The organism is Dactylosporangium sp. NPDC049742 (genome assembly GCF_040674675.1).
Classification (GTDB): Bacteria; Actinomycetota; Actinomycetes; order Mycobacteriales; family Micromonosporaceae; genus Dactylosporangium; species Dactylosporangium maewongense.
The window spans coordinates 1-21191 of the sequence record NZ_JBFANF010000113.1; the positions used below are offsets into that span (position 1 = coordinate 1).

Consider the following 21191-nt stretch of genomic DNA (forward strand, 5'->3'; position numbering starts at 1 on the left):
CCGGTCCGCCCGGGCGTGACCGGCAGCGGACCCAGGCGGCGCCCGACGCCGCCTCCGCCCCGTCGAAGGCCCCCGCCGGTACGGCGACGTCCAAGCCCGCCACGCCCGCCCCGCCCGCCGCCTCGGCCAGCCCCACCAAACCGGCGGCCCCGGTGGCGAAGGAGCTCGCGTACCGGTTCGCCTGGCAGGAGAACTTCTACTACTGCGGCCCGGCGGCGACCCGGATCGCGCTGACCGCGCGGTCGATGTACCCGTCCCAGAACGAGGTCGCCCAGAGCCTGCACACGACCGTCAACGGCACCAACTCCGCCGACGACACCACCCGGTCGCTCAACGAGTACACGAAGAGCTCCTTCTACAAGTCGCACTTCATCACCGGTCAGTCGGCCACCCAGGCGGAGATCGACCAGCTGCAGGCCGACGTCGTCAACGCGATCACCAACGGCTACGCCGTGGTCGCCAACATTGCCGGCTCCACCGTCGACGACAAGGGCAACTCGCACTCGTACCCGGGCGGCCACTACCTCACGGTGGTGGGCTACGTCGACGGCGGCAAGACGGTGAAGATCGCCGACCCCGCGGACGCCCTGGGCGTCGGGTACTACACGCTGACGACGGCCAAGCTCGCGCACTGGACCGCCCTGCGCGGATACTCCGCCTGACGCGGCCGGCAGCGCTCGCGGTCAGCGGCCCAGTGCCCGCACCCGGCTGGGTGGCCGGAAGGCCTGGGCCGGCTGGCCGCGCAGCGCGCCAGCCATGGCCTGCGCTACGGCGGCGTTGACGGCGCCGGAGACGCCGCTGCCCACGTGGTCGTTCGGGTTGTCCACGTTCACCGCGATGCCGGCCGCCGCGATCTGCGGGGTGAAGCCGACGAACGTCTCGGTCGAGTTGTACTCGGAGCTGCCGGTCTTGCCCGCGACCGGGCGGCCGCCCAGGATGCCGGACACGTTCTCCGCCGTGCCGCCGTCGCACTTGCCGTACGCCGAGGACCGGCTGACCGGGCACCGGGCCGCGTCGGTCGCGGCGGCCGCCACGTCGGCGCTGACCGCCTGCCGGCACTTCGGGGCGGCGGCGTCGACCGCTTTGCCGTTGGAGTCGGTGATCGACAGCACCGGCAGCGGCTGGCAGTACAGGCCGCCGGCGGCGACCGCCGCGTAGGCGTTGGCGAGGTCGAGCGGCGTGGTCGAGGCGACGCCGAGGGTGAACGCTCCCCACTGGTCCGCCTTGGCCGCCATCGCCGCGTCCTCGGCGGAGCGGAACGTGATGCCGAGCCGCTGCGCCATCTCGACCACGCGGCGCGCGCCGATCTGCTGTTCGAGCCAGACGAAGTAGGTGTTGACCGAACGGCCGAAGCCGTTCCACATCGTCCGGTTCCCGTTCATCCAGCTCGGGGAGTCGTTCCCCGGGCACCACTTGCCCCCGCAGCTGCCCGGGCCGCTGGCCGGCCACACGGTCGCTATCCGGCTCGGTGAGTTGAAAGTGGTGCTCAACGGCATGCCCGCGTCGAGCGCGGCGAGCATGGTGAACATCTTGAACGTCGAACCCGCCTGATACCCGGCGACGCCACCGCCGCCCGCGACGAGCTGGTTGACGGTGTTCGGGTACAGCGGATGCTGGGGCGGGTTGGGTTCCAGGCTGTAGTGGCGGTTGACGGCCATCGCCAGGACCCGGCCGGTGCCGGGGGTGACGACGGCCATCGGCATCGACCGCGCGCTGCCGTAGCCGTAGACGCTCAGGGACTGGTTGAGCGTGGCCGCCTGGATGCCCGGGTCGAGCGAGGTGACCACTGTGTAGCCGCCGGTGCGCAGCGCCTCGTCGCGGTCGGCGCGGGTGGCGCCGAACTCGGGCTGGCTGCCCCACCACTGGCGGAAGTAGTCGCAGAAGAAGCCCCAGTCGTTGTGCTCCCGCGGGACGGACACGCAGTTGTTGGGCAGGTCGCGCTCGTTGATCTTCAGCTCCTGGCCCTTCGCCGCGGTGGCGTCCGCGGCGCTGATCATCTTCATCTTCGTCATCGAGTCGAGCGTGTAGGCGCGGCGCCGCAGGGCCGCGTCGCGGTCGCCGCTGATCGGGTTGTCGCCGTCCGGGGACTGCAGCAGCCCGGCGAGCAGCGCCGCCTCGGGCAGCGTCAGCTCCAGGGCCGACTTGCCGAAGTACGTCTGGCTGGCGGCGTAGATGCCGTAGGCGCCGGCACCGAAGTAGGCGATGTTCAGGTAGCCCTGGAGGATGTCCTGCTTGCTCAGGTGCTGTTCCAGCTTCGTCGCGTAGCGCATCTCGCGCACCTTGCGGGCGGGCGTGTCGGCGAGCGAGTCGACCCGCTGCTGCGGCGACAGGGTCGGGTCGTTCTTCAGCACGTTGCGCACGTACTGCATCGTCAGCGTCGAGGCGCCCTGCTGGGCGTTGCCCCGCCCGTTGGAGACCAGCGCGCGCAGGACGCCCCTGCCGTCGACACCCTGGTGCTGGTAGAAGCGGGTGTCCTCGGCCGCGACGACGGCCTGCTGGAGCACCGGTGCGATCTGGTCCAGCGGCACGTCCTTGCGGTTCTCGTCGTAGAACGTGGTGATGAGCGTCTTGCCGTCGTTGGCGTAGACGTAGGTGGCCTGCGGCGGCGGTGGCAGCGCCAGGTCCGCCGGGAGGTTCGTCCAGATGTCGCGGCCGGCGTTCACGGTGGAGCCGCCGACGAGCGCGAGCGGCAGTACACCGGCGGCCACGACCAGACCCGAGATGATGCCGCACAGCAGGAGCCGGGCGAGCCCCCGGAGCCAGCGTGCTGAACGGCTCGGCACCCCGGCTTCCGCACGGCTGCTGCTGGCGCTGTGCGCGGGTCGGCTTCGGGCGCGGACGTGGCGCATTGGCTTCTCCCCAGGGGACAACGGGTGGTTCGCTTGCCGCCGATCCGACGTGGACCGATGTGACCGGCGCGCCCGCTACCCGGGGGGTGCAGGGCCAAACGGCGGGGATGCCCGCCCGCCCCGATGGTCACCCCGGGGCGGGGTTCACCCCTCCGCGGGCCGGCGATCCCCCTGGTGAGGAGGGATCGGATGACGGCCGGGCAATCGGGCGCCCGGACCCGGCAGCCTCTGTTCGGCTGGATCGCGCGGCGCACTGTGGCCGTTCGAGCGGGGGCTCCGCCGGTACCGGCGGGAGCTCACCGGCGACGGCTCACCGGCGACCGCCGACAGAGCGGTCCGCGGCCCGACACCGCTGCCACGCGAGGCGACCGAAGGGAAACGACGCCATGTGCGGCTTCCTGATGTACGTGGGGGACTTCGCCATCTCCCCTGAGACCCTCGGACTGGTGGAACGGCAACTCGAGTTGCTCAACCACCGCGGCCCCGACGACATGGCCCTGGAACGGGCCGGACAAGGCGTGGCGGCCGGTTTCAAACGGCTCGCCATCATCGACGTGCAAGGCAGCCGGCAGCCGTTGCGGTACCCGCCGAGCGGGCCGGACGCGGGCCGGTGGACGCTGGTCTTCAACGGCGAGATCTACAACTTCGAGGCACTGCGCGAGGAACTGATCCGCGTGCACGGCGCGGAGTTCGCCACGGGCGGGGACAGCGAGGTGGTCGCCGCCGCCTACCACTACTGGGGCGAGGCCGCGCTCGGCCGGCTCCGCGGCATGTTCGCGTTCGCCCTCTGGGACGAGGCCACCGAGACGGTGCACGCGGCGCGGGACCAGTTCGGGATCAAGCCGCTGTACTACCTGCCGACCGTCGACGGGCTGTGGCTGTCGAGCGAGAAGGCGCCGCTGCTGGGGGTCGCCGGCGGGGAGCTCGACCAGACCGCGCTGTCGCTCTACCTGACGATGCAGTACGTGCCCGAGCCGTACACCTTGCACCGGCACATCGCGCGGCTGCCCAGCGGCGGGCTGCTCACCCGCGCGCTCGGCTACCCGCCGGTGGTCCGTCGTCTCAACCGGCCCAAGTTCCGGCCGGACCCGGCGGTCACCGAGGAGTCCATTGTGGACGAACTGCGTGACGCGCTGCGCGAGAGCGTGCGCTGCCACCTGCGGGCGGACGTCCCGGTCGGCGCGTTCCTGTCCAGCGGGATCGACTCGACCGCCATCGTCGCGCTCGCCGCCGAGGTCCATCCGCGCCTGCGCGCCTTCACCGCCGGCTTCGACACCGCCACCGCGTACTCCGAGCTCGACGTGGCCGAGCAGTCCGCCCGGCACCTCGGCGTCGAGCTGGTGCCCACCATCGTCAATCCCGAGCAGGTGATGGCGGCGCTGCCGCGCATCATCTGGCACCTGGGCGATCCGGTCGCCGACCCGTCGATCGTCCCGCTGTACTTCCTGGCGCAGACGGCGGCCGAACACGTCACCGTGGTGCTGTCCGGCGAGGGCGCGGACGAGCTCGCCGGCGGCTACACCATCTACGGGGAGCCGCGTTCCCTCGCGCCGGTGCGCCGCCTCGGCGCACCGATCCAGCGCGGCCTGCGCGCCCTGGCCCGGGCGGTCCCCGACGGCGTCAAGGGCAAGAGCTACCTGCTGCGCGCCACGACGCCGATCGAGACCCGGTACTTCGGCAACGCCCGCGTCCTCGGCGACGAGGAGAAGGCCCGGATCCTCCTGGGCGGCCCGGGGGTGGGCCACCAGCACGTGACCGCGGCGCTCTACGCCGAGGCCGCGGACCTCGACGACGTCACCACCATGCAGCACATCGACATCAACACGTGGCTGCCCGGCGACATCCTGACCAAGGCCGACCGGATGTCGATGGCACACTCGCTGGAGCTGCGCGTGCCCTTCCTGGACAAGGGCGTGTTCGAGGTCCTGTCCCGGCTGCCCGACCGGCTGAAGGTGCCACCCCGCGGCCGCACCACCAAGTACGCGCTGCGCCGGGCCCTCGCGGGCATCGTGCCGGACTTCATCACCGACCGCCCGAAGCTCGGCTTCCCGACCCCGGCCCGGCGCTGGCTGCGCACGGAGCTCGCCGAATGGGCCCACCACGTCCTGTCCACATCGGGCGCCGGCCACCTGATCGACCTCAAGTACGCCCACGACCTGCTCAACCAGCACGAACGCGGCGACGCCGACAACGCCCGCAAACTGTGGATCCTGCTGACGTTCTGCCTGTGGCACGGCATCTTCGTCGACGGCTCGGTCGTCCCCACCCTGCCCGAACGCCGCCCCCGCCCCGTCCGCGCCGGCTGACACCCACCACCGCGACACACACGCCCGGACCGTGCGCGCGCTGAACTGCGCGCACCGGCCGGCGTGTGCCCGGCCCGCGTAGGTGCTCAACCATGTGGGCGCTGGCCTACGTGCGTGCTGGACCGTGTGGGGGCGCTGGCCTGCGCGCGTGCCGGCTGGCGTGCTCGCCGGACCGTGCGCGCGCTGAACCGTGCCCGCGCTGAACCGTGCCCGCGCTGGACTGCGCGCACCGGACCGCGTGCGTGCTCAACCGTGTGCTCGCCGGACTGCGTGCGTGCTGGACCCGTGGGGCGCTGGACTGTGCGCGTGCCGACTGATGTGCTCGCCGGACCGGGCGCGCACCGGACCGTGTGGGCGCTGGATCCTGGGCGCGCCGACCGTGTGCGCGATTGGACCGTGGGCCTGGACTCTGTGCGCGATGGACCATATGCGCTGGACTGTGTGGACGCTGGACCGTGTGCGTTGTCCGCTCGTGTGCGACATCCGACCGCGTGCGCGCTGGACCGCATAACTCTGGGTCCGCATGCCGTCTGGTCGCGTGACTGCATGGCGCTGGGCTGCATGACGCCGGACCGCGTGCGTGCTGAACCAGGTGCGCGCCGGTCCGCGTGCGCGCCGGTCCGCGTGCGTGCTGGACCGGGTGCGCGCTGGACCGCAAAGCTCTGGGACCGTATGTCGTCTGGCCGTATGACGCCTGACTACATGGCGTTGGGCTACATGACGCTGGACCGTGCGTGCCGGACCGGGTGCGTGCTGTACCGCGTGCGCGCCCGCGTCGCGACCGGCGACCACAGGCCGGCGGGAATCGCTCCTCCCGGCGGCCTCCCGGCGGCCTCCCGGCGGGCGGCCTCAGCCCGCGTGCCAGACCGGCGGCATCACACGCGCATCGGGCCGCCTGCTGGTCCCGCGCGGCGAGCCACCAGCGGACCGCCCGCCGGGTCCGCCGCGCGCACCTCCCCGCAGCCGATCGAGTGTCGTCCGCGGGGAAGGGCAGGCCGCAGTGCCGATCACGACGGGTCCGGCTCGCGGATGGCGTCGAGGATCTGCTGGCCGAACTTGGCGAGCTTGTTCTCCCCGACACCGCTGATCGTCGACAGCTGCGCCAGCGTCGCCGGGGCCTCCGTGGCGATCTGCCGCAGCGTCGCGTCGTGGAAGATGACATACGCCGGGACGCTCTGCTCCTTCGCCGTCGCCGCACGCCACGCACGCAGCCGCTCGAACAGCGGCGCCGCCTGCGCCGGCAGCTCCGCCGCCGCGGCCGCGCCGCGCTGCTTGGCGACCTTCGCCGCCGACACGGGCCGCTCCGGCTCCCGGCGCAGCATCACCTGCCGCCGCCGGCCGAGCACCTCCGCGCTGTCGTCGGTGAGCACCAGCGTGCCGTAGTCACCCTCGACCGCGAGCAGGCCCTGCGCGAGCAGCTGCCGCACCACCGCCCGCCACTCGGCCTCGCGCAGGTCGGCGCCGACCCCGAACACGGTCAGCTCGTCGTGGTGCCACTGCACGACCTTGTCGGTCTTCTTGCCGAGCAGGATGTCGATGCACTGCCCGGCGCCGAACTTCTGGTTGCGCTCCTTCTGCAACCGGTACACCGTCGACAGCAGCTTCTGCGCCGGCACCGTGCCGTCCCATGACTCGGGCGGGCTCAGGCACGTGTCGCAGTTGCCGCAGGGCTTGCTCTGCTGCCCGAAATAGGCCAGCAGCTGCACCCGCCGGCACTCGACCGTCTCGCACAGCGCCAGCATCGCGTCGAGGTGCCGGCCCAGCCCCCGCCGGTGCGCCGCGTCGCCCTCCGAGCCTTCGATCATCTTGCGCTGCTGGACGACGTCCTGCAGGCCATAGGCCAGCCACGCGTTGGACGGCAGGCCGTCACGCCCGGCCCGGCCGGTCTCCTGGTAATAGCCCTCCACCGACTTCGGCAGGTCCAGGTGCGCGACGAACCGCACGTCGGGCTTGTCGATGCCCATCCCGAACGCGATCGTCGCGACCATGACCAGACCGTCCTCCCGCAGGAAGCGGGCCTGGTTGTCGGCGCGGGTCCGCGCGTCGAGCCCCGCGTGGTAGGGCAGCGCCGAGATGCCGTTGTCCTTCAGGAAGTCGGCGATCTTCTCCACGCTGGCGCGGGACAGGCAGTAGACGATGCCGGCGTCGTGGAGGTGCTCGGTGCGCAGCAGCTCCAGCAGCTGCCGCCGCGGCTCCTGCTTCGGCACGATCCGATACTGGATGTTGGGCCGGTCGAAGTTCGACACGAAGTGCCGCGCCTCGGTCAGCCCCAGCCGGGTGGCGATCTCCTTGTGGGTGGCCGTCGTCGCGGTCGCCGTCAGCGCGATCCGCGGCACGTCGGGCCACCGCTCGTGCAGCACCGACAGGTTGAGATAGTCGGGCCGGAAGTCGTGCCCCCACTGCGACACGCAGTGCGCCTCGTCGATCGCGAACAGCCCGATCCTCCCGCGCTCCAGCAGCCGCATCGTCTGCGGGGACGCGAGGGCCTCCGGCGCGAGATACAGCAGGTCGAGCTCGCCGCCGACGAACGCGGCCTCGACCGCCCGGCGGCTGTCGAAGTCGAGCGTCGAGTTGACGAACCCGGCCCGCACACCCAGCGCCGTCAGCGCGTCGACCTGGTCCTGCATCAGCGCGATCAGCGGCGAGATCACCACCCCCGTGCCCTCGCGGACCAGCGCCGGGATCTGATAGCACAGCGACTTGCCGCCGCCGGTCGGCATCAGCACGAGCGCGTCGCCGCCGCCGATGACGTGCTCGATGATCTCCTGCTGGCTGCCCCGGAACGTGTCATAACCGAACACCCGGCGCAGGACCTCGATCGCCGGCCCGGCCGTCTCAACCCCCACGGTGCTGTCCACGCGGCGATTCTACGAGCGGCGACCGACAAGAATCGCCGCCGTGACGGCCGGTGGACGATCTGACTACTGGCTGAACACGATCGGGCGCACCTCGATGGCGTTCCACTTCGCGTCGGGGATCATCGCGGCGAGCTCCACCGCCCGCTCCTTCGACTCGCACTCGACCAGGTAGAAGCCGGCGAGGAACTCCTTGGCCTCCACGTACGGCCCGTCGGTCACCGTCTCCGCGCCGGCCCTGATCCGGACCACCGCGCTGTCCTTCGGGTCGGCCAGGGCGTGCGTGCTCACCATCTCACCCGATTCGGTGATCGTGGTGATGAACCGCTCGTGCCCGGCCATCACCTCGTCGACGTCCGCCTGCGTCAGCGTCGCCCAGACGTCCGGGTTCATGTGGATCAGCAGCAGGTACTTCACGGGAACGCTCCTCTGTCGTCGGGTGCTCGCACCGACTGGTCGGAGCCGCCGCGCGGTGCTCTACACGTCTCTCAAGAATTCTTCATCGCGGCCGGCAGGGGCAGCGACTGGGTCAGCTTGGTCAGGGTCGTCGCCGCCTTCGCGAACTGGGTGCCGTTCGGGTGCACGGACAGCACCGCGACGATGTACCGGTCGCCGTCGCCGACCGTGCCCGTCGTGTGCAGCACCTCGCCGCTCATGTCCGGCGCGTTCGGCGGCGCGGCGACGCCGACGAACTGCCCCGGTGCGGGGGGCTGATACGCGGCCGGCGCGGCGCACGGCGTGGCCGGGTTGTCACCGAACCCGGACCATCCCTGCTTCGCCGACCACGGCTTGCGGAACGTGCTCGGGATGCCGAACGACTGGTCGTACTGGTCGGTGCCGCACTTCGTCGACGCGTGCAGGTTGCCCATGACGTAGTCGCGCACCGGCGCCGGAGCCTTGTCGAGGATGAACTGGTAGACGCGTACCAGGTCGCCGGCGCTCACGGCGGTGTACCCCCAGTAGCCCGGCTGGCTCGCCGGGGGCGGCGCGGTGTCCTGCAGCCCGAGCCGCTGCACCATCCGGGTCACGATCTCCCGCTGCCCGTTGGCCTTCCACAGCCCCGTCGCGGCGCTGTCGTCGCTGCTGCGCAGCATCACGTCGAGCTTCGGCTTGTCGGCCGCCGGCACGGTGTACGACGGACCCTTGTCCCAGAAATAGTCCAGCGCGATCAGCAGCTTCACCAGTGACGCCGACCTGAACCGCCAGCTCGCCTTCTGCTGTACAACGAACGCCCCCTGCTGACGGTCGAAGATCACGATCCCCGCCGTCACCCCGGCCGGCACCGGGACCGTGGCCGCGACCGACGGGGACGGGCTGGCCGCCGCGGAGGTCGCGGACAGTCCCGCCGTGCCCACGGCGCCGCTGCCCGACGGGGCGGGACGGGCGGCCTGCGCGGCGCCCGGTTCTTCGGACCCGCACCCGGCAAGGATGAGCAGTGCGATGCCCGCGACCACGGCGCTGAGCACGCACCGCGCCAGCGGGAGCGTCGACGCGGTGGTGGGCGGTGCCGCCGGCTGGGTGACCAGGGTCGAAAGCATGGTCCATCCTCACGCTCCGCCTGTCGGAGCACAAACCCCGGGCGGTATTTCACGTGAGGTGTCCGGGGCGGGAGCGTTCGCCGAGGTTGCGTCGGGTCCGGAGTGCGTCACCATGGCGGGGTGGGGGACCGGGGGCGTCCGCGGTGGGCCGCTCTCGCCCTGGCGGTCCCGGTGGTGCTGCTGCTCGCCGGGTTGTGGAAGGCGATCGCGCTGTTCGCCATCGTGTGCGCCGGCATGGTCACGCCGGTGCTGGCCGGACAGTGGCGGCGACGGCACCGGCAGCGGACGGCGCATGCGGGCGGGGCGCAGGTGTGGGCCGGACACCTGGCGCTGGACAGCGCCGTCGGGCTGTGGGAGGTCGGCGTCGGCGCGGCGTTCCTGTTCGGCGCGGGTGTGCCGGTGCGCCTCACCCCGCAGCCGCTCGGGCTCCTGGTCGAGGTGCGCCGGTCAAAGCTGCGCGAGGTCGCGGCCCGGCACCGGGCGTCGGGCTGCCGTCCGGGCCGGGCGCCGATCCTCGTCTCGTGGGCGGACATCGCGTCGGTACGGCAGGCCCGGCCGACCCGGATGACCGACTGGGGCAAGGTGGGTGTACTGCCGTTCGACGTCATCGAGGTGGTGCTGCACGACGGCGGGGTGCTGCCGTTCGCCACGCCGGACGCGGCCGGACTCGCCGACCTGATCGCGCTGCGGACCGCCGCCGGGCCGGGCTCGGGAGACGAACGACCGGGTGATCGACCGGAGACTCTGCGTGGCTGAGTTGCGCCGCTTTCTGGCGCTTCCGTACGGTGGTCTTCCATGGCAGAGCTGATCGAGGTCGGTGTCTGGTTCGAGGCCCGGCCGATCACCGTTGAGCAGGGCGTCGACCGCTTCGAGGCGCTGCGGCGCGGCGACACCGGATGGGCCGCGGCGGACCCGGGGATCGAGAAGTTTCACCGCGAGGTGCTGGCCGGCGTCGACGCCGAGTGGTGGGCCGGTCCGGTCGTCGCGGCCGACACGCACGTGCTGCTCAGCCTGCAACCGGAGACGCCGGAGGCCGCCCTCGACCTCGTGCACCGGGTGGCCGACGATTGCGAGCTGCTCTGCTTCCAGCGCCCCGGCCGGCACCAGCCCGCGGCGCTGTGGCAGCCGCGCAGGCTGCTGAGGGTGCCGGTGCCCCGGCTCTCGACCGAGGACGGCTCGCTCGCGCACCACCCGACCGGTGACGACATCCGCGACTTCCTCGGCCGGCTGGACGCGGACAACCGCTCCGCCGTGCTGTGGCGGGAGGACGGGTCGTCGATCCGCGTCACGTACGTGCCGGGCCAGCGCAGCTGGAAGCTGGAGACCGTCGTGGGCGAGGAGCGGGGCGAGACGGTGCAGGACGACCTCGCCGGCGTCGCCGAACGGTTCGAGGCCTTCGCTCAGTCGTGAGCCGTTGTGGTCGGATGCTCGCCGGCGTATGCTCGCAGACGAGTAAACGGCCGCGAGTGGCTGGGGGGTGTCATGGCGAAGCGGCGCAAGGTCGGCAACCTGCTCGGCCTCCAGCTGCTCGCCATGCTGGTCGAGCGCCCGATGCACCCCTATGAGATGGCCATCGAGCTGCGCGGCCGCGGCAAGGAGCACGACCTCAAGATCCAGTGGGGTTCGCTGTACACCGTCGTGCAAAACCTGGAGAAGCACGGATTCATCGAGGCGGCGGAGACGACCCGGGAAGGTCGCCGGCCCGAGCGCACGGTGTATCAGCTGACCCAGGCAGGCCACGACGAGGCCGCCGACTGGCTCCGCGAGATCGTCGGCGTCCCCGAGCGGGAGTATCCGAGGCTCAAGACCGCGCTGTCGGTCATCGGCGTGCTCCCGCCCGACGAGGTGATCGAGCTCGTCGAGCACCGCATCGGCGTCCTCGACCGGCAGCTCGCCGAGGAGCGGGCAGACCTGCTCAGACACCAGGACTCGGTGCCGAGGATCTTCCTCGTCGAGTTCGAGTACTCGTTGGCCCTGGAGCAGGCGGAGGCCGACTGGCTGCGCGGGTTGCTCGCGGAGCTGAAGGCCGGCACGCTGCCCGGCATGGCCGCCTGGCGCAACTACCACGACACGGGGGAGCTGGACCTGTCGGCGTTCACCGACCCCTGACACGCAAGAAGCCCCGGTCCGGTGCGGGAACACCGGCCCGGGGCCAGACCTCGACCGATCCCGCGGGAACGAGCCCGGCGAAGGTGTGTGCAACCGCCAGGATAGCGAACTCCCGCGGAACCGGTCCGGACCAACGGAACCGGAGATCACCATGTCCGCTGCCGTCACGGCACACGACCTCGTCAAGACGTACCCCAAGGGCGTCACGGCGCTCGACCGGCTGTCACTGACCGTCCGGCCGGGGGAGGTGCTCGGCCTGCTCGGCCCGAACGGGGCCGGCAAGTCGACCACCGTCAAGATCCTCACCACGCTCGCCCGGCCCGACTCGGGCACCGCCACCGTCTGCGGCCACGACGTGCTGCGCCACCCCGACCGGGTGCGCCGGGTCATCGGCGTCGTCGCGCAGCGCTCGGGCCTCGACCCGGCCGCCTCCGGCCGGGACAACCTGATGCTGCAGGGGCACCTGTTCGGCATGCGGGGCGCGGCGCTGCGCACGCGCGTCGACGAGCTCCTCGAGGCGTTCGGCGTCGCCGACGCCCAGCACCGGGCGGTCCGCGACTGGTCCGGCGGCATGCAGCGCCGCCTCGACGTCGCGCTCGGCCTCGTGCACCGCCCTGCCGTGCTCTTCCTCGACGAGCCGACCACCGGCCTGGACCCGGTCGGCCGCGCACAGCTGTGGACGGAGATCGCCCGCCTCGCCGGCGCCGAGCTCGCGATCCTGCTGACCACCCACTACCTCGACGAGGCGGACCGGCTCGCCGACCGCGTCGCGATCGTCGCCGGCGGCCGGATCGTCACCGAGGGCACCCCGGCGACGCTCAAGGCGGAGCTGCGCGGCGATGCCGTACACCTGGAGCTGCGAACACCGGAGTCCTCCCCGGACGCCGTGCGGGTGCTGCGGGCGGTGCCCGGCCTGCGCGACGTCGCCGCCGACCAGCGCAGGCTGTCGGCCCGCGCCGACGACGGTGCGGCCGCGGTGCCCGGCGTGCTCGCGGCCCTGGACGCCGCCGGCGTGCCGGTCGCGAGCGTGACCGTCGCCCGGCCGTCCCTCGACGACGTGTACCTGAAGCACGCCGGCCAGCGGATCGAGGTGGCGGCGTGAGCACGTTCTGGATGACCGCGCGGCGGTTGAAGGTGTTCGTGCGGCAGCCCGCGGTCCTGTTCATCATGCTCATCCAGCCCGCGATCTGGCTGTTCCTGTTCGGCAACCTGTTCCGCCGCGTCGTCGAGCTGCCCGGCTTCGGCACCGGCAGCTACCTCGACTACCTCGTCCCCGGCGTGGTCGTGATGAGCGCCGTGTCGTCCAACATGTGGTCCGGCATGGGCGTCCTCGAGGAGATCGACCGCGGCACCATGAACCGGTTCCTCATCACCCCAGTCAGCCGCGGCGCGATCCTCAACGCGGCCGTCGTCGAGCAGGCCATCAGCACCACCCTGCAGTCGCTCATCATCGTCCTGCTCGGCATGGCCGCCGGCGCCGCCTTCCCCGGCGTGCCGCTGATCGTCGCGGCGGTGCTGCTCGGCACCGTGTTCAGCGCGTTCTCCAACACGATCGGCATGCTGGTCAGGCAGCGCGAGACCATCATCGGCCTCAACACGTTACTGCTGCTGCCGCTGACGTTCCTGTCATCGGCCTTCATCGCGAAGGACCTGATGCCCGGCTGGATGCAGGCGGTCGCCGCCGGAAACCCGGTCAACTGGGCCCTCCAAGCCGGCCGCTCATCGCCCGACCTGACCGCCGGCGCCGCCCTGCTCACCCTCGCCGCAGCAATGGTCTGGCTGTCGACGAGGACCTTCCGCACGTACCAGAAAGCCGTCTGACCCAGGACCGGTCACCTGGACGCGGTGGTGCTCGGAGGCCACCACCGCGCCCAGGACCGGCGTCGACGAGGCCGGCGGGTCAGTCGATCGCCTCGGTCAGATCGGTGCGGGTTCCGCCCGCCGTCCGCGTCTCGTCGTTCGTTGTGCCGTCCGCGTCCCGTCCGCGTCGCCCGTGCTGTCCGTGGGCTGGGCGCTGGTCCACGGACCGTGAGCTGGGCGCTGGTCCACGCTGTCCGTGGACGCGGGCGGGCCGGGTGGTGCCGGGTCAGGGGGTGGTTCGGGTCCGGACGGTGAGCTGGGCGCGGTGGTGGGCCGGGGACGTCGCCTCGTCGACGATCGCCGTGGCCAGGTCCGCGTAGGTCGTCGTGCCGTCCACGAGACGGCCGTCCGCGGTGACCTCGTATGCGCCGGTGCCCGGGTCGTCGACCAGTTGCATCGTCGGCGTGAACACCACCCAGTCCAGGGAGCCCTCGCGCAGCGCGGACAGCTCGGCCACCCGGCTCAGCGAGAACGGGCGGTAGGCGTCGGGGAAGGACTCCGCCTCGTACAGCTTCACACCGTCCGGACCGTCGAGGGTCGCCGCCAGCCCCACGACCAGCAGCCGCTTCGTGCCGGCCCGGGTGAGGCCGTCCAGGAGGGAGCGGGTGCCGGCGCCGTACAGGTCCGTGGGGTCGATGTCGGCCGTGTAGATCGCGCTGACCGCGACGTCGTGCCCCGCGGCGACGGCCGCCACCGCGTCCGCGTCCGTGACGTCGCCGGCGACCGCGCCCGCGACGTCCGGGTGCCGCCCCGGATCCCGCACGACCGGCGTCACCCGCAGCCCTCGATCCCGCGCCGCCGCCGTGATCCGCCGGCCTGCCCGCCCACCTGCTCCGAACACCACCAATGAGGTCATGCCGGCGACCATAGGAGGCGAGACGTCGGTAACTGCAACGTAACCGAGGCGTGCGCTACGTTCGGCTGCGTGAGCGAGCCACTGCCGCGCGACATGTTCGACCCCGCGTGCCCGTCGAACGCCACGCCGTTCCAGATCGGCGACAAGTGGGCCGGGATGGTCCTCGTCTGCCTTGAGGACGGGCCGCGCCGCTTCTCCGAGCTGCGCGTGCCGATGCACCGCGTCTCCGCCAAGGTGCTCGCCGAGACCCTCCGCGCCCTCGAACGCGACGGCATGATCACCCGTACCGCGTACGACGAGGTGCCGCCGCGCGTCGAGTACGCGCTGACACCGCTCGGGCGGACGCTGTTCCCCGCGATGGCCGCCTGCCGGGCCTGGGCCGTCGAACACCTTCCGGCGGTGCTCGACGCCCGCGAGCAGTACGCCAGCAGGAGCGCGTGATGTTCCACCGGTACGTGGCGATCGGGGACAGCACCACCGAAGGCATGGACGACCCGGACGGCGCCGGCGGCTACCGCGGCTGGGCGGACCGCTTCGCCGCGCACGTCGCCCGCGCGCAACCCGGCCACCGGCTCGACTACGCGAACCTGGCCATCCGCGGCCGCACCACCGCCCGCATCCGCGCCGAGCAGCTCCAGCCGGCCCTCGACCTCGCGCCCGACCTCGCCACCGTCGTCGCCGGCATGAACGACATCCTGCGTGGCTCGTTCGACGTCGCCGCCGTCGCCGATGACCTCCTCACCATGCAGAAGGCCCTGGTCGGCCGCGGCGCCACGGTCATCACGTTCACGCTGCCCGACCCCGCCCCGGTCATGCCGATCGCGAAGCCGCTGCGCGGCCGGGTCCTCGCCCTCAACACCGCGATCCGCGACGCGTGCGCCGCCAGCGGGGCGATCCTGCTGGACCTCGGCGCGTACCCGGTCGCGTCCGACCCGCGCCTGTGGAGCGACGACCGCCTGCACGCCAACAGCGCCGGCCACGAACGCATCGCCGCCGCCCTCGCCCACGCCGCCGGCCTGCCCGGCACCGACGAGTCGTGGACCTCGCCGCTGCCGTCCCCTCCGCCGCGCCGCCGGCACGAGGTGCTCCGGGCGGAGCTCGCCTGGGGCCGCCGCCACCTGCTGCCCTGGCTCGGCCGCCACCTGCGCGGCAAGTCCTCCGGCGACGACCGCTTCCCGAAACGCCCCGACCCGTCCCCGGTCGAGCTCCCGGAAGCCTGACCCGCCGCAAGGCCGCTCCGCCGCGCCCTGGATCCGGCGCCGGCCGAGATCCCCGGCTCGACTCGTACCAGGGTGAGCTCCTGGCGCCTGATCCATCGCAGACGTGACCACATCCGAGCCGCCGCATCGTCGTCTCGCGGTCCGGGCCCGCACGGTGACTCCAGACGCCATGCCGAAGCAGTGCCGACACCAACTGGTCGGCCCACCTCCCACGTCGACCACGCCGCCACGAGCAGCCACCGCCGGCGCGGCTCACCCTCGGCTCGTCCTTGGGCAGACGCCCCGGTGCGCCCTGGCGCGTCGGCCACGGCCGACGCGGCTCGCTCGCCTCGGGTCCTTGGACGGACGGCGCGGCGTGGTTCAACCGCAGGAGTCGCGGCTGACCCTCGGGTCCTTGGGTCGACGGCGCGGCGTGGCTCATCCGCAAGGAGTCGCGGCTCACCCTCGGGTCCGCGGTCGGCGAGGTGGGTGACGGCGGCGACGTAGGGCGGATGGCGCGGCGTAGCCCAGTGAGTGGCCCAGGTAAGCAGCCACGGGCTCGTCCTCGGGCGGCTACGACCGGCTCGGCACCCCTCGGCACGTCCACGGGCGAACGGCCCGGCGCGGCTCACCCTCGGGCATCGGGCCCGGCTCGACCTCAGGCGTGCGGCCCGGCGCGGGCGGGAGTGCTGAGTGCAGCGCCGCCGGTCCGGGCACTCGCCGCGGGCGGAGTGCAGAGCGGGCAGCGCCGGCCGGCCCAAGCACTCGCCGCGCCGGGTGGGGTTGCTGCTGGGTCAGGGGACCAGGATCACCTTCCCGCGGACGTGGCCGGACTGGCTCAGGTCGTGGGCGGCGGCGGCCTCCGACAGCGGAAACACCCGCTCGACCGGCATCGTGAAGCGGCCCTGGCGGTACAGGTCGGCGGCCTCCTCCAGGGTGTGCCAGGCGCGACCCTCCGAGCCGTCCGTGACCCGGGCGCCGAGCGTCGGCGCGTCGAAGTCCACGAGGCTGACCACGTCGGACGGCGCGGGCGTCAATGTGATCAGCTGCGCGACCGCGCCGCGCCCCGCGGTGTCGAGGGCGACGTCCACGCCCTGCGGCGCGGCGGCGCGGATGCGGTCGGGCATGCCTTCGCCGTACGTGACGGGAATGGCGCCGATCGAGCGCAGGAACTCGTGGTTGCGCTCGCTGGCGGTGCCGATGACCGTGGCGCCGCGGGCGACCGCGAGCTGGGTCGCGGCGATGCCGACGCCGCCGGCGGCGCCGTTGACGACCAGCGTCTGACCCTTCTCGAGGCCGAGCAGTGCGAGCGCGCGGCCGGCCGACTCGACGACACCGGGCAGCCCGGCCGCCTCCTCGAACGACATCGCCGCCGGCTTGGCCACCCACAGCTTCATGACGGCGTGCTCGGCGGCGCCACCACCGTCCGCGAGCCCGAAGACCTCATCGCCGACCTGCGCGTCCGCCCCAGGGCCGACGGCGTCGACGACGCCCGACACGTCGCCGTGCGGGATCACCGGCAGCCGGGTCGGCGTCGTGTCGCCGAACAGGCCGCTGCGGACCTTCCAGTCGAACGGGTTGATGCCCACCGCCCGGACCGCGATCCTGACCTGCCCCGGCCCGGGCTGCGGCGGGTCGACGTCGACGACGTGCAGGACGCTCGACGGCCCGTATTCGGAATACCGCAACGCTTTCACGGGTGCCCCTCCGATGGTGGTGTACGTGCTGCGCGGCCGCCGGGTCCGATACCCAGCAACCGCCGGTTCAATGGTCGAACGGCCCGCCCGGCGGGTCAGGTGTTGAGCGGCCGGCGGGCCACCAGCAGAACGTGCGTGTCGGGCCACGGCAGCGGCGTCCCGTCCTGGTCCGAGAGCGCCGCGACCGGGGCGAGCCGGTGCTCGACGATCCAGTCGTTGCGCCACGAGTGCGACGCGGCGTCGACCTCGAAGCCCACGTCGGTCAGCAGCGCCTTCCAGTCGGCGAACTCCAGCCCGCAGAACTGCTCGTGCGCCTCGGACAGCCAGTTGTCGGGATAGTCCTTGTGGGTGAGGAACTCCATCGCGTCGCCGAGGGCGATGTCGACGGTGCCGTCGGGCCGGGCGTCGAACGGTAACGGGAAGTGGAAGTCGGCGGCGAACCGGTCCAGCCGCGCCCTGGTCGGCAGTCCTTCGACGTGCGCGGCGATCTCCTCGCGGGTCAGGCCGTCCAGGTCGGCGAGCGGACCGCCGGCGGCGCCCTGCAGCGCGAGCCGCACCCGCAGGTCGCGGTTGTCGGGGCCGGACACGTCGGAGTTGATCCAGACGCCGCCGGGGACCGTGTGGTCGTAGATGGCCTGGGCGAAGCGGCGCAGCGAGTCCATCCGCTGCCCGTAGGACCAGATCTCGTGCGTCAGCGCGAACGTCAGCGTCGTGTCGACCGACCGGGGCGCGAAGACCGCCCCGCCCAGCACGTTGCGGCAGTAGAAGTAGACGTTGGGGTTGGTGAACCAGCCCTGCGCCTTGCGGTGCACGCACTCCTCGAACAGGTGACGGGCGACCTCGACGCCGATGAGGTCGCTCTCGCGCAGCGCCGGCTCCCGGTCGGCGAGGGCGAGGACCGCGCCGGCGCCGCAGCCGACGTCGACGATCCTGCCGGGGCGCACGTGCCGGCGGACGAGGTCCCACTTGCGCTCGGCGCTCGCCTCGAACGCCTCGGCATAGGTGCGGTAGTCACGGGTCGTGGTGAGACCGCCCTCCTCGCCGACGACCGGATCGTTGACGACCTGGGCGACCTGCTCGCCGAGCCGATACCGGTCGAAGACGTCGAGCGTCGCGGGGTGCGCCAGGTCCCGCCACACGGGGTCGCCGGCGGCGAGCCGCAGCAGCACGTCCCACGGCCGGTCGGGCACCGGGTCCAGCTCGGCCTCGACGCCGGCGATCGCGAAACCGAGCCCGGCATACATCGCCGCGACCTCGGGTGTCGAGCACGCCACCACGGTGTCGTGCGGCGTCAGGGTGCGGCCGAGCACGGACTCGACGCTCTTGAGGGTGACCTCGGCGAACCGGTCGGTGTGCGCGGTGTCGAACACCGGCACCACGAGGGACCGCAGCCCCTCCTGGACGCTGAACCGCTCGATCGCCGCCTGCCGCCGGTCATAGCCGACGGGGTTGCGTTTGGTGTTCTGATGGTTGGCGCTCGTCACCGCCCACACGACCGTGCGCCCGCCCTCATCCGTCGGGGCGGCGAGCTCGCGCAGGTAGCCGGCCTGGAACCTGGTCAGCAGGTGGTGTCGGCCGGGGAACAGGACGAAGCGCTCCACAGGTCAGCCCTCGGTGGCCGGTGCCGGGCCGGTGCTCTGCACGACCTCGAACTCCAGCAGGCTCGCCCCGGACGCCACCGGCTTGGCCCGCTCACCCGAGTGCGCCTCCATCGCGGGGCCCTTCACCCACGCCTGGAAGTCCTCCTCGGTCTCCCACCGCGTGTAGACGAAGTAGCGGGTCTCACCGGCCACCGGGCGCAGCAGCTCGAAGCCCAGGAACCCCTTCGACCCCTCCACGGCACCGTGCCGCGCACCGAACCGGCGCTCCAGCTCAGGGCCCGCACCTTCAGGAACCTCGATCGCGTTGATCTTCACAACCGCCATGCCAACCACACTAGCGACCCCCACCGACACTTCTTCCTCACCAGCGAGGGGTCGGCGCCGCCGACAATGCAGTGGGAGTCGTCTGGGGGCGGGTGCGAGAATCGCGACGTGACCGATGTGCTTGATGATCTGCAGTGGCGGGGCCTGATCGCGCTCTCGACGGACCTCGACGAGTTGCGCGCCGAGATGGCGAAGGGGCCGCTGACCTACTACTGCGGCTTCGACCCCACCGCGCCGAGCCTGCACATCGGGCACCTGCTCCAGGTGCTGACGATGCGCCGCCTCCAGCTGGCCGGCCATCGTCCCCTCGCCCTGGTCGGCGGCGCCACCGGCCTCATCGGCGACCCGCGGCCGACCGCCGAGCGGCAGCTGCACTCGCGTGACCAGGTCGCGGAGTGGGTCGACAAGATCCGCGGGCAGATCCAGCCCTACCTGGACTTCACCGGCGACAACGCGGCGACCATGGTCAACAACCTGGACTGGACCGCGCCGATGTCGGCGATCGACTTCCTGCGCGACATCGGCAAGTACTTCCGGGTCAACAAGATGCTGACCAAGGACGCCGTCAGCGCGCGGCTCAACTCCGATGCGGGGATCAGCTACACGGAGTTCAGCTACCAGATCCTGCAAGGCATGGACTTCCTGGAGTTGTTCCGCCGGTACGGGTGCCGCCTGCAGACGGGCGGCAGCGACCAGTGGGGCAACCTGACCGCCGGGACCGACCTCATCCGGCGGATCGAGGGACAGTCGGTCCACCTGCTGGCGACACCGCTGTTGACCAACAGCGCGGGGGAGAAGCTCGGCAAGTCCACCGGCGGCGGAAGCCTGTGGATGGATGCGTCGATGACCTCGCCGTACGCGCTGTTCCAGTACCTCGTGAACCTCGAGGACTCGATCGTGGGCGGGCTCCTGCGCCGCCTGACGTTCCTGTCCAGAGAGGAGATCGAGGTCCTGGAGAAGGAGACGGCGGACCGGCCCGCGGCCCGGCTGGGGCAGCGCAAGCTGGCTGAGGAGGTCACCCGGATCGTGCACGGGGCGCACGAGACCGAGCAGGTGATCGCCGCGTCGCAGGCGCTCTTCGGCCGTGGCGAGCTCGCGACCCTGTCCGCGTCGACACTGCGCGCCGCGTTGGCGGAGGCAGGTTTGGTACGGGCGGCGCCCGGGACGTCCGTGGCGGACCTCTTCATCGCCGCAGGCCTCGTGAGCAGCCGCAACGAGGCACGCAGGACGGTCTCCGAGGGCGGCGCGTACGTGAACAACGAGCGGGTGAGCGACGCGGAGGAGGTCGTCGCCGCGGATCGTGCGCTCGCCGGCGGGCTGCTGGTGCTGCGCAAGGGGAAGCGGACGTTCGCCGGCGTCGAGCTCGGCGCGATTTGACTCTGTCACCGCGTTCCACGTAGCTTTTGCGAGCGCCACGGGGCACCTGCCCGGTGGCGCTCTGCACGACCGGGCCCCATTCACCACCGAGCGAGTGATCGATTTGGTGGAGATCGGAAGCCGGGGTAACGTAGATGACCGGCAGGGAAACGGGCGGCGCGCGAGACGCGTCGGACGGCCTACCGACAGCTTGATCGGCCAGAGACCGGGTGACCGGCCGAAGGTCGTGCCCGTAAGGCGGACGACATCCAGTCGACATGGTCGATTTGGATGCGGGACGCGGAGCGGGTAAGGTTTTACCCCGGCAGGGACACGGACGAGGCACGCGGGTCGCTCACACGAGCCGCAGCGGACGTCCTGCCGAAACCATACGACACTCGACCGGGTTACCGGAAGAGCAGTTGTGTGTCCGCGAAACGGGACAAAGTACGGCGATCCGGACTTGACACCGCAAAACGGAGATGCTAGGATAGAACAATAAGGAAAATGCCCCGGGAGATCGGGACCGGATAGCGGTTCAGATTTGCGGTGTGTGTTGGTTGTTTGAGAACTCAACAGGGTGCTTGTTAAGCCAGTGCCAATTGATTGACCCCGTGACACGGCTGTTGTCGTGTCCGAGG

18 protein-coding genes are annotated in these 21191 nt (G+C 71.9%); 10 read left to right on the forward strand and 8 right to left on the reverse strand.

Annotated features, from left to right (window positions below; translation table 11 throughout):
- A partial coding sequence (locus tag AB0J72_RS56865; protein WP_363416958.1) for a C39 family peptidase occupies nucleotides 1–662 on the forward strand: 662 nt, incomplete at its 5' end.
- Nucleotides 663–683: 21 nt separating this feature from the next.
- Here AB0J72_RS56865 and AB0J72_RS56870 read toward each other — a convergent pair.
- Nucleotides 684–2783, reverse strand: coding sequence for a transglycosylase domain-containing protein (locus AB0J72_RS56870; protein WP_363416961.1), 2100 nt, complete (start codon nucleotides 2781–2783; stop codon nucleotides 684–686).
- Between the two features lie 467 nt (nucleotides 2784–3250).
- Here AB0J72_RS56870 and asnB point away from each other — a divergent pair, with 467 nt between their 5' ends.
- Nucleotides 3251–5155 (forward strand): asparagine synthase (glutamine-hydrolyzing), encoded by a 1905-nt coding sequence (gene asnB, locus AB0J72_RS56875; RefSeq protein ID WP_363417002.1) that lies wholly within the window; start codon nucleotides 3251–3253, stop codon nucleotides 5153–5155.
- Nucleotides 5156–6162: 1007 nt separating this feature from the next.
- On the opposite strand, the gene recQ is transcribed toward asnB, so the two are convergent.
- The 3 genes from recQ to AB0J72_RS56890 all read right to left on the reverse strand — a co-directional run bounded on the left by recQ (nucleotide 6163) and on the right by AB0J72_RS56890 (nucleotide 9548).
- The gene (recQ, locus tag AB0J72_RS56880) at nucleotides 6163–8001 is read right to left on the reverse strand and encodes a DNA helicase RecQ (RefSeq protein WP_363417005.1); all 1839 of its coding nucleotides are present in this window, start codon (nucleotides 7999–8001) and stop codon (nucleotides 6163–6165) included.
- 75 nt (nucleotides 8002–8076) lie between these two features.
- A complete protein-coding gene (locus AB0J72_RS56885; RefSeq protein WP_363416964.1) occupies nucleotides 8077–8427 on the reverse strand; it encodes a YciI family protein in 351 nt (116 codons plus the stop codon).
- A gap of 71 nt (nucleotides 8428–8498) precedes the next feature.
- Complete coding sequence (locus AB0J72_RS56890) at nucleotides 8499–9548, reverse strand: hypothetical protein (RefSeq protein ID WP_363416967.1); 1050 nt, start codon at nucleotides 9546–9548, stop codon at nucleotides 8499–8501.
- 120 nt (nucleotides 9549–9668) lie between these two features.
- On the opposite strand from AB0J72_RS56890, the gene AB0J72_RS56895 reads away from it, so the two are divergent.
- The 5 genes from AB0J72_RS56895 (at nucleotide 9669) to AB0J72_RS56915 (ending at nucleotide 13478) form a co-directional block, all read left to right on the forward strand.
- Complete coding sequence (locus AB0J72_RS56895; protein ID WP_363416970.1) at nucleotides 9669–10304, forward strand: hypothetical protein; 636 nt, start codon at nucleotides 9669–9671, stop codon at nucleotides 10302–10304.
- Between the two features lie 39 nt (nucleotides 10305–10343).
- A complete protein-coding gene (locus AB0J72_RS56900) occupies nucleotides 10344–10958 on the forward strand; it encodes a hypothetical protein (protein ID WP_363416973.1) in 615 nt (204 codons plus the stop codon).
- Between the two features lie 72 nt (nucleotides 10959–11030).
- Nucleotides 11031–11657 carry a PadR family transcriptional regulator gene (locus AB0J72_RS56905; protein WP_363416976.1) on the forward strand — a complete coding sequence of 209 codons (627 nt, stop codon included), beginning with the start codon at nucleotides 11031–11033 and terminating at the stop codon, nucleotides 11655–11657.
- Between the two features lie 151 nt (nucleotides 11658–11808).
- Nucleotides 11809–12759, forward strand: coding sequence for an ATP-binding cassette domain-containing protein (locus AB0J72_RS56910; protein WP_363416978.1), 951 nt, complete (start codon nucleotides 11809–11811; stop codon nucleotides 12757–12759).
- Nucleotides 12756–13478, forward strand: coding sequence for an ABC transporter permease (locus AB0J72_RS56915; protein ID WP_363416981.1), 723 nt, complete (start codon nucleotides 12756–12758; stop codon nucleotides 13476–13478). Before AB0J72_RS56910 ends, AB0J72_RS56915 begins: the two co-directional genes overlap by 4 nt.
- Before the next feature lie 265 nt (nucleotides 13479–13743).
- On the opposite strand, the gene AB0J72_RS56920 is transcribed toward AB0J72_RS56915, so the two are convergent.
- The gene (locus AB0J72_RS56920; protein WP_363416984.1) at nucleotides 13744–14373 is read right to left on the reverse strand and encodes an NAD(P)H-binding protein; all 630 of its coding nucleotides are present in this window, start codon (nucleotides 14371–14373) and stop codon (nucleotides 13744–13746) included.
- 69 nt (nucleotides 14374–14442) lie between these two features.
- Between AB0J72_RS56920 and AB0J72_RS56925 the strand changes: the two genes are divergently transcribed.
- Both AB0J72_RS56925 and AB0J72_RS56930 read left to right on the forward strand, forming a co-directional pair.
- The gene (locus AB0J72_RS56925) at nucleotides 14443–14814 is read left to right on the forward strand and encodes a helix-turn-helix domain-containing protein (RefSeq protein WP_363416987.1); all 372 of its coding nucleotides are present in this window, start codon (nucleotides 14443–14445) and stop codon (nucleotides 14812–14814) included.
- Entirely contained in the window at nucleotides 14814–15593 is a 780-nt protein-coding gene (locus AB0J72_RS56930) for an SGNH/GDSL hydrolase family protein (protein ID WP_363416990.1), read from the forward strand. Before AB0J72_RS56925 ends, AB0J72_RS56930 begins: the two co-directional genes overlap by 1 nt.
- A 773-nt stretch (nucleotides 15594–16366) precedes the next feature.
- Here AB0J72_RS56930 and AB0J72_RS56935 read toward each other — a convergent pair.
- The 3 genes from AB0J72_RS56935 to AB0J72_RS56945 all read right to left on the reverse strand — a co-directional run bounded on the left by AB0J72_RS56935 (nucleotide 16367) and on the right by AB0J72_RS56945 (nucleotide 19194).
- Complete coding sequence (locus AB0J72_RS56935; protein ID WP_363416993.1) at nucleotides 16367–17269, reverse strand: NADP-dependent oxidoreductase; 903 nt, start codon at nucleotides 17267–17269, stop codon at nucleotides 16367–16369.
- Nucleotides 17270–17364: 95 nt separating this feature from the next.
- Nucleotides 17365–18870 (reverse strand): class I SAM-dependent methyltransferase, encoded by a 1506-nt coding sequence (locus AB0J72_RS56940; protein WP_363416996.1) that lies wholly within the window; start codon nucleotides 18868–18870, stop codon nucleotides 17365–17367.
- A 3-nt stretch (nucleotides 18871–18873) separates the two neighbouring features.
- Nucleotides 18874–19194 (reverse strand): antibiotic biosynthesis monooxygenase, encoded by a 321-nt coding sequence (locus AB0J72_RS56945; RefSeq protein WP_363416999.1) that lies wholly within the window; start codon nucleotides 19192–19194, stop codon nucleotides 18874–18876.
- Nucleotides 19195–19302: 108 nt separating this feature from the next.
- On the opposite strand from AB0J72_RS56945, the gene tyrS reads away from it, so the two are divergent.
- Nucleotides 19303–20571 carry a tyrosine--tRNA ligase gene (gene tyrS / locus AB0J72_RS56950; RefSeq protein WP_344503639.1) on the forward strand — a complete coding sequence of 423 codons (1269 nt, stop codon included), beginning with the start codon at nucleotides 19303–19305 and terminating at the stop codon, nucleotides 20569–20571.
- Nucleotides 20572–21191: the final 620 nt, after the last annotated feature.

Coding starts and splice junctions, on each gene's coding strand:
- AB0J72_RS56905 (WP_363416976.1), top strand. CDS start 11,031: ATGGCGAAGCGGCGCAAGGTCGGCAACCTGCTCGGCCTCCAGCTGCTC.
- AB0J72_RS56920 (WP_363416984.1), bottom strand. CDS start 14,373: ATGACCTCATTGGTGGTGTTCGGAGCAGGTGGGCGGGCAGGCCGGCGG.
- asnB (WP_363417002.1), top strand. CDS start 3,251: ATGTACGTGGGGGACTTCGCCATCTCCCCTGAGACCCTCGGACTGGTG.
- AB0J72_RS56900 (WP_363416973.1), top strand. CDS start 10,344: ATGGCAGAGCTGATCGAGGTCGGTGTCTGGTTCGAGGCCCGGCCGATC.
- AB0J72_RS56890 (WP_363416967.1), bottom strand. CDS start 9,548: ATGCTTTCGACCCTGGTCACCCAGCCGGCGGCACCGCCCACCACCGCG.
- AB0J72_RS56945 (WP_363416999.1), bottom strand. CDS start 19,194: ATGGCGGTTGTGAAGATCAACGCGATCGAGGTTCCTGAAGGTGCGGGC.
- AB0J72_RS56910 (WP_363416978.1), top strand. CDS start 11,809: ATGTCCGCTGCCGTCACGGCACACGACCTCGTCAAGACGTACCCCAAG.
- AB0J72_RS56930 (WP_363416990.1), top strand. CDS start 14,814: ATGTTCCACCGGTACGTGGCGATCGGGGACAGCACCACCGAAGGCATG.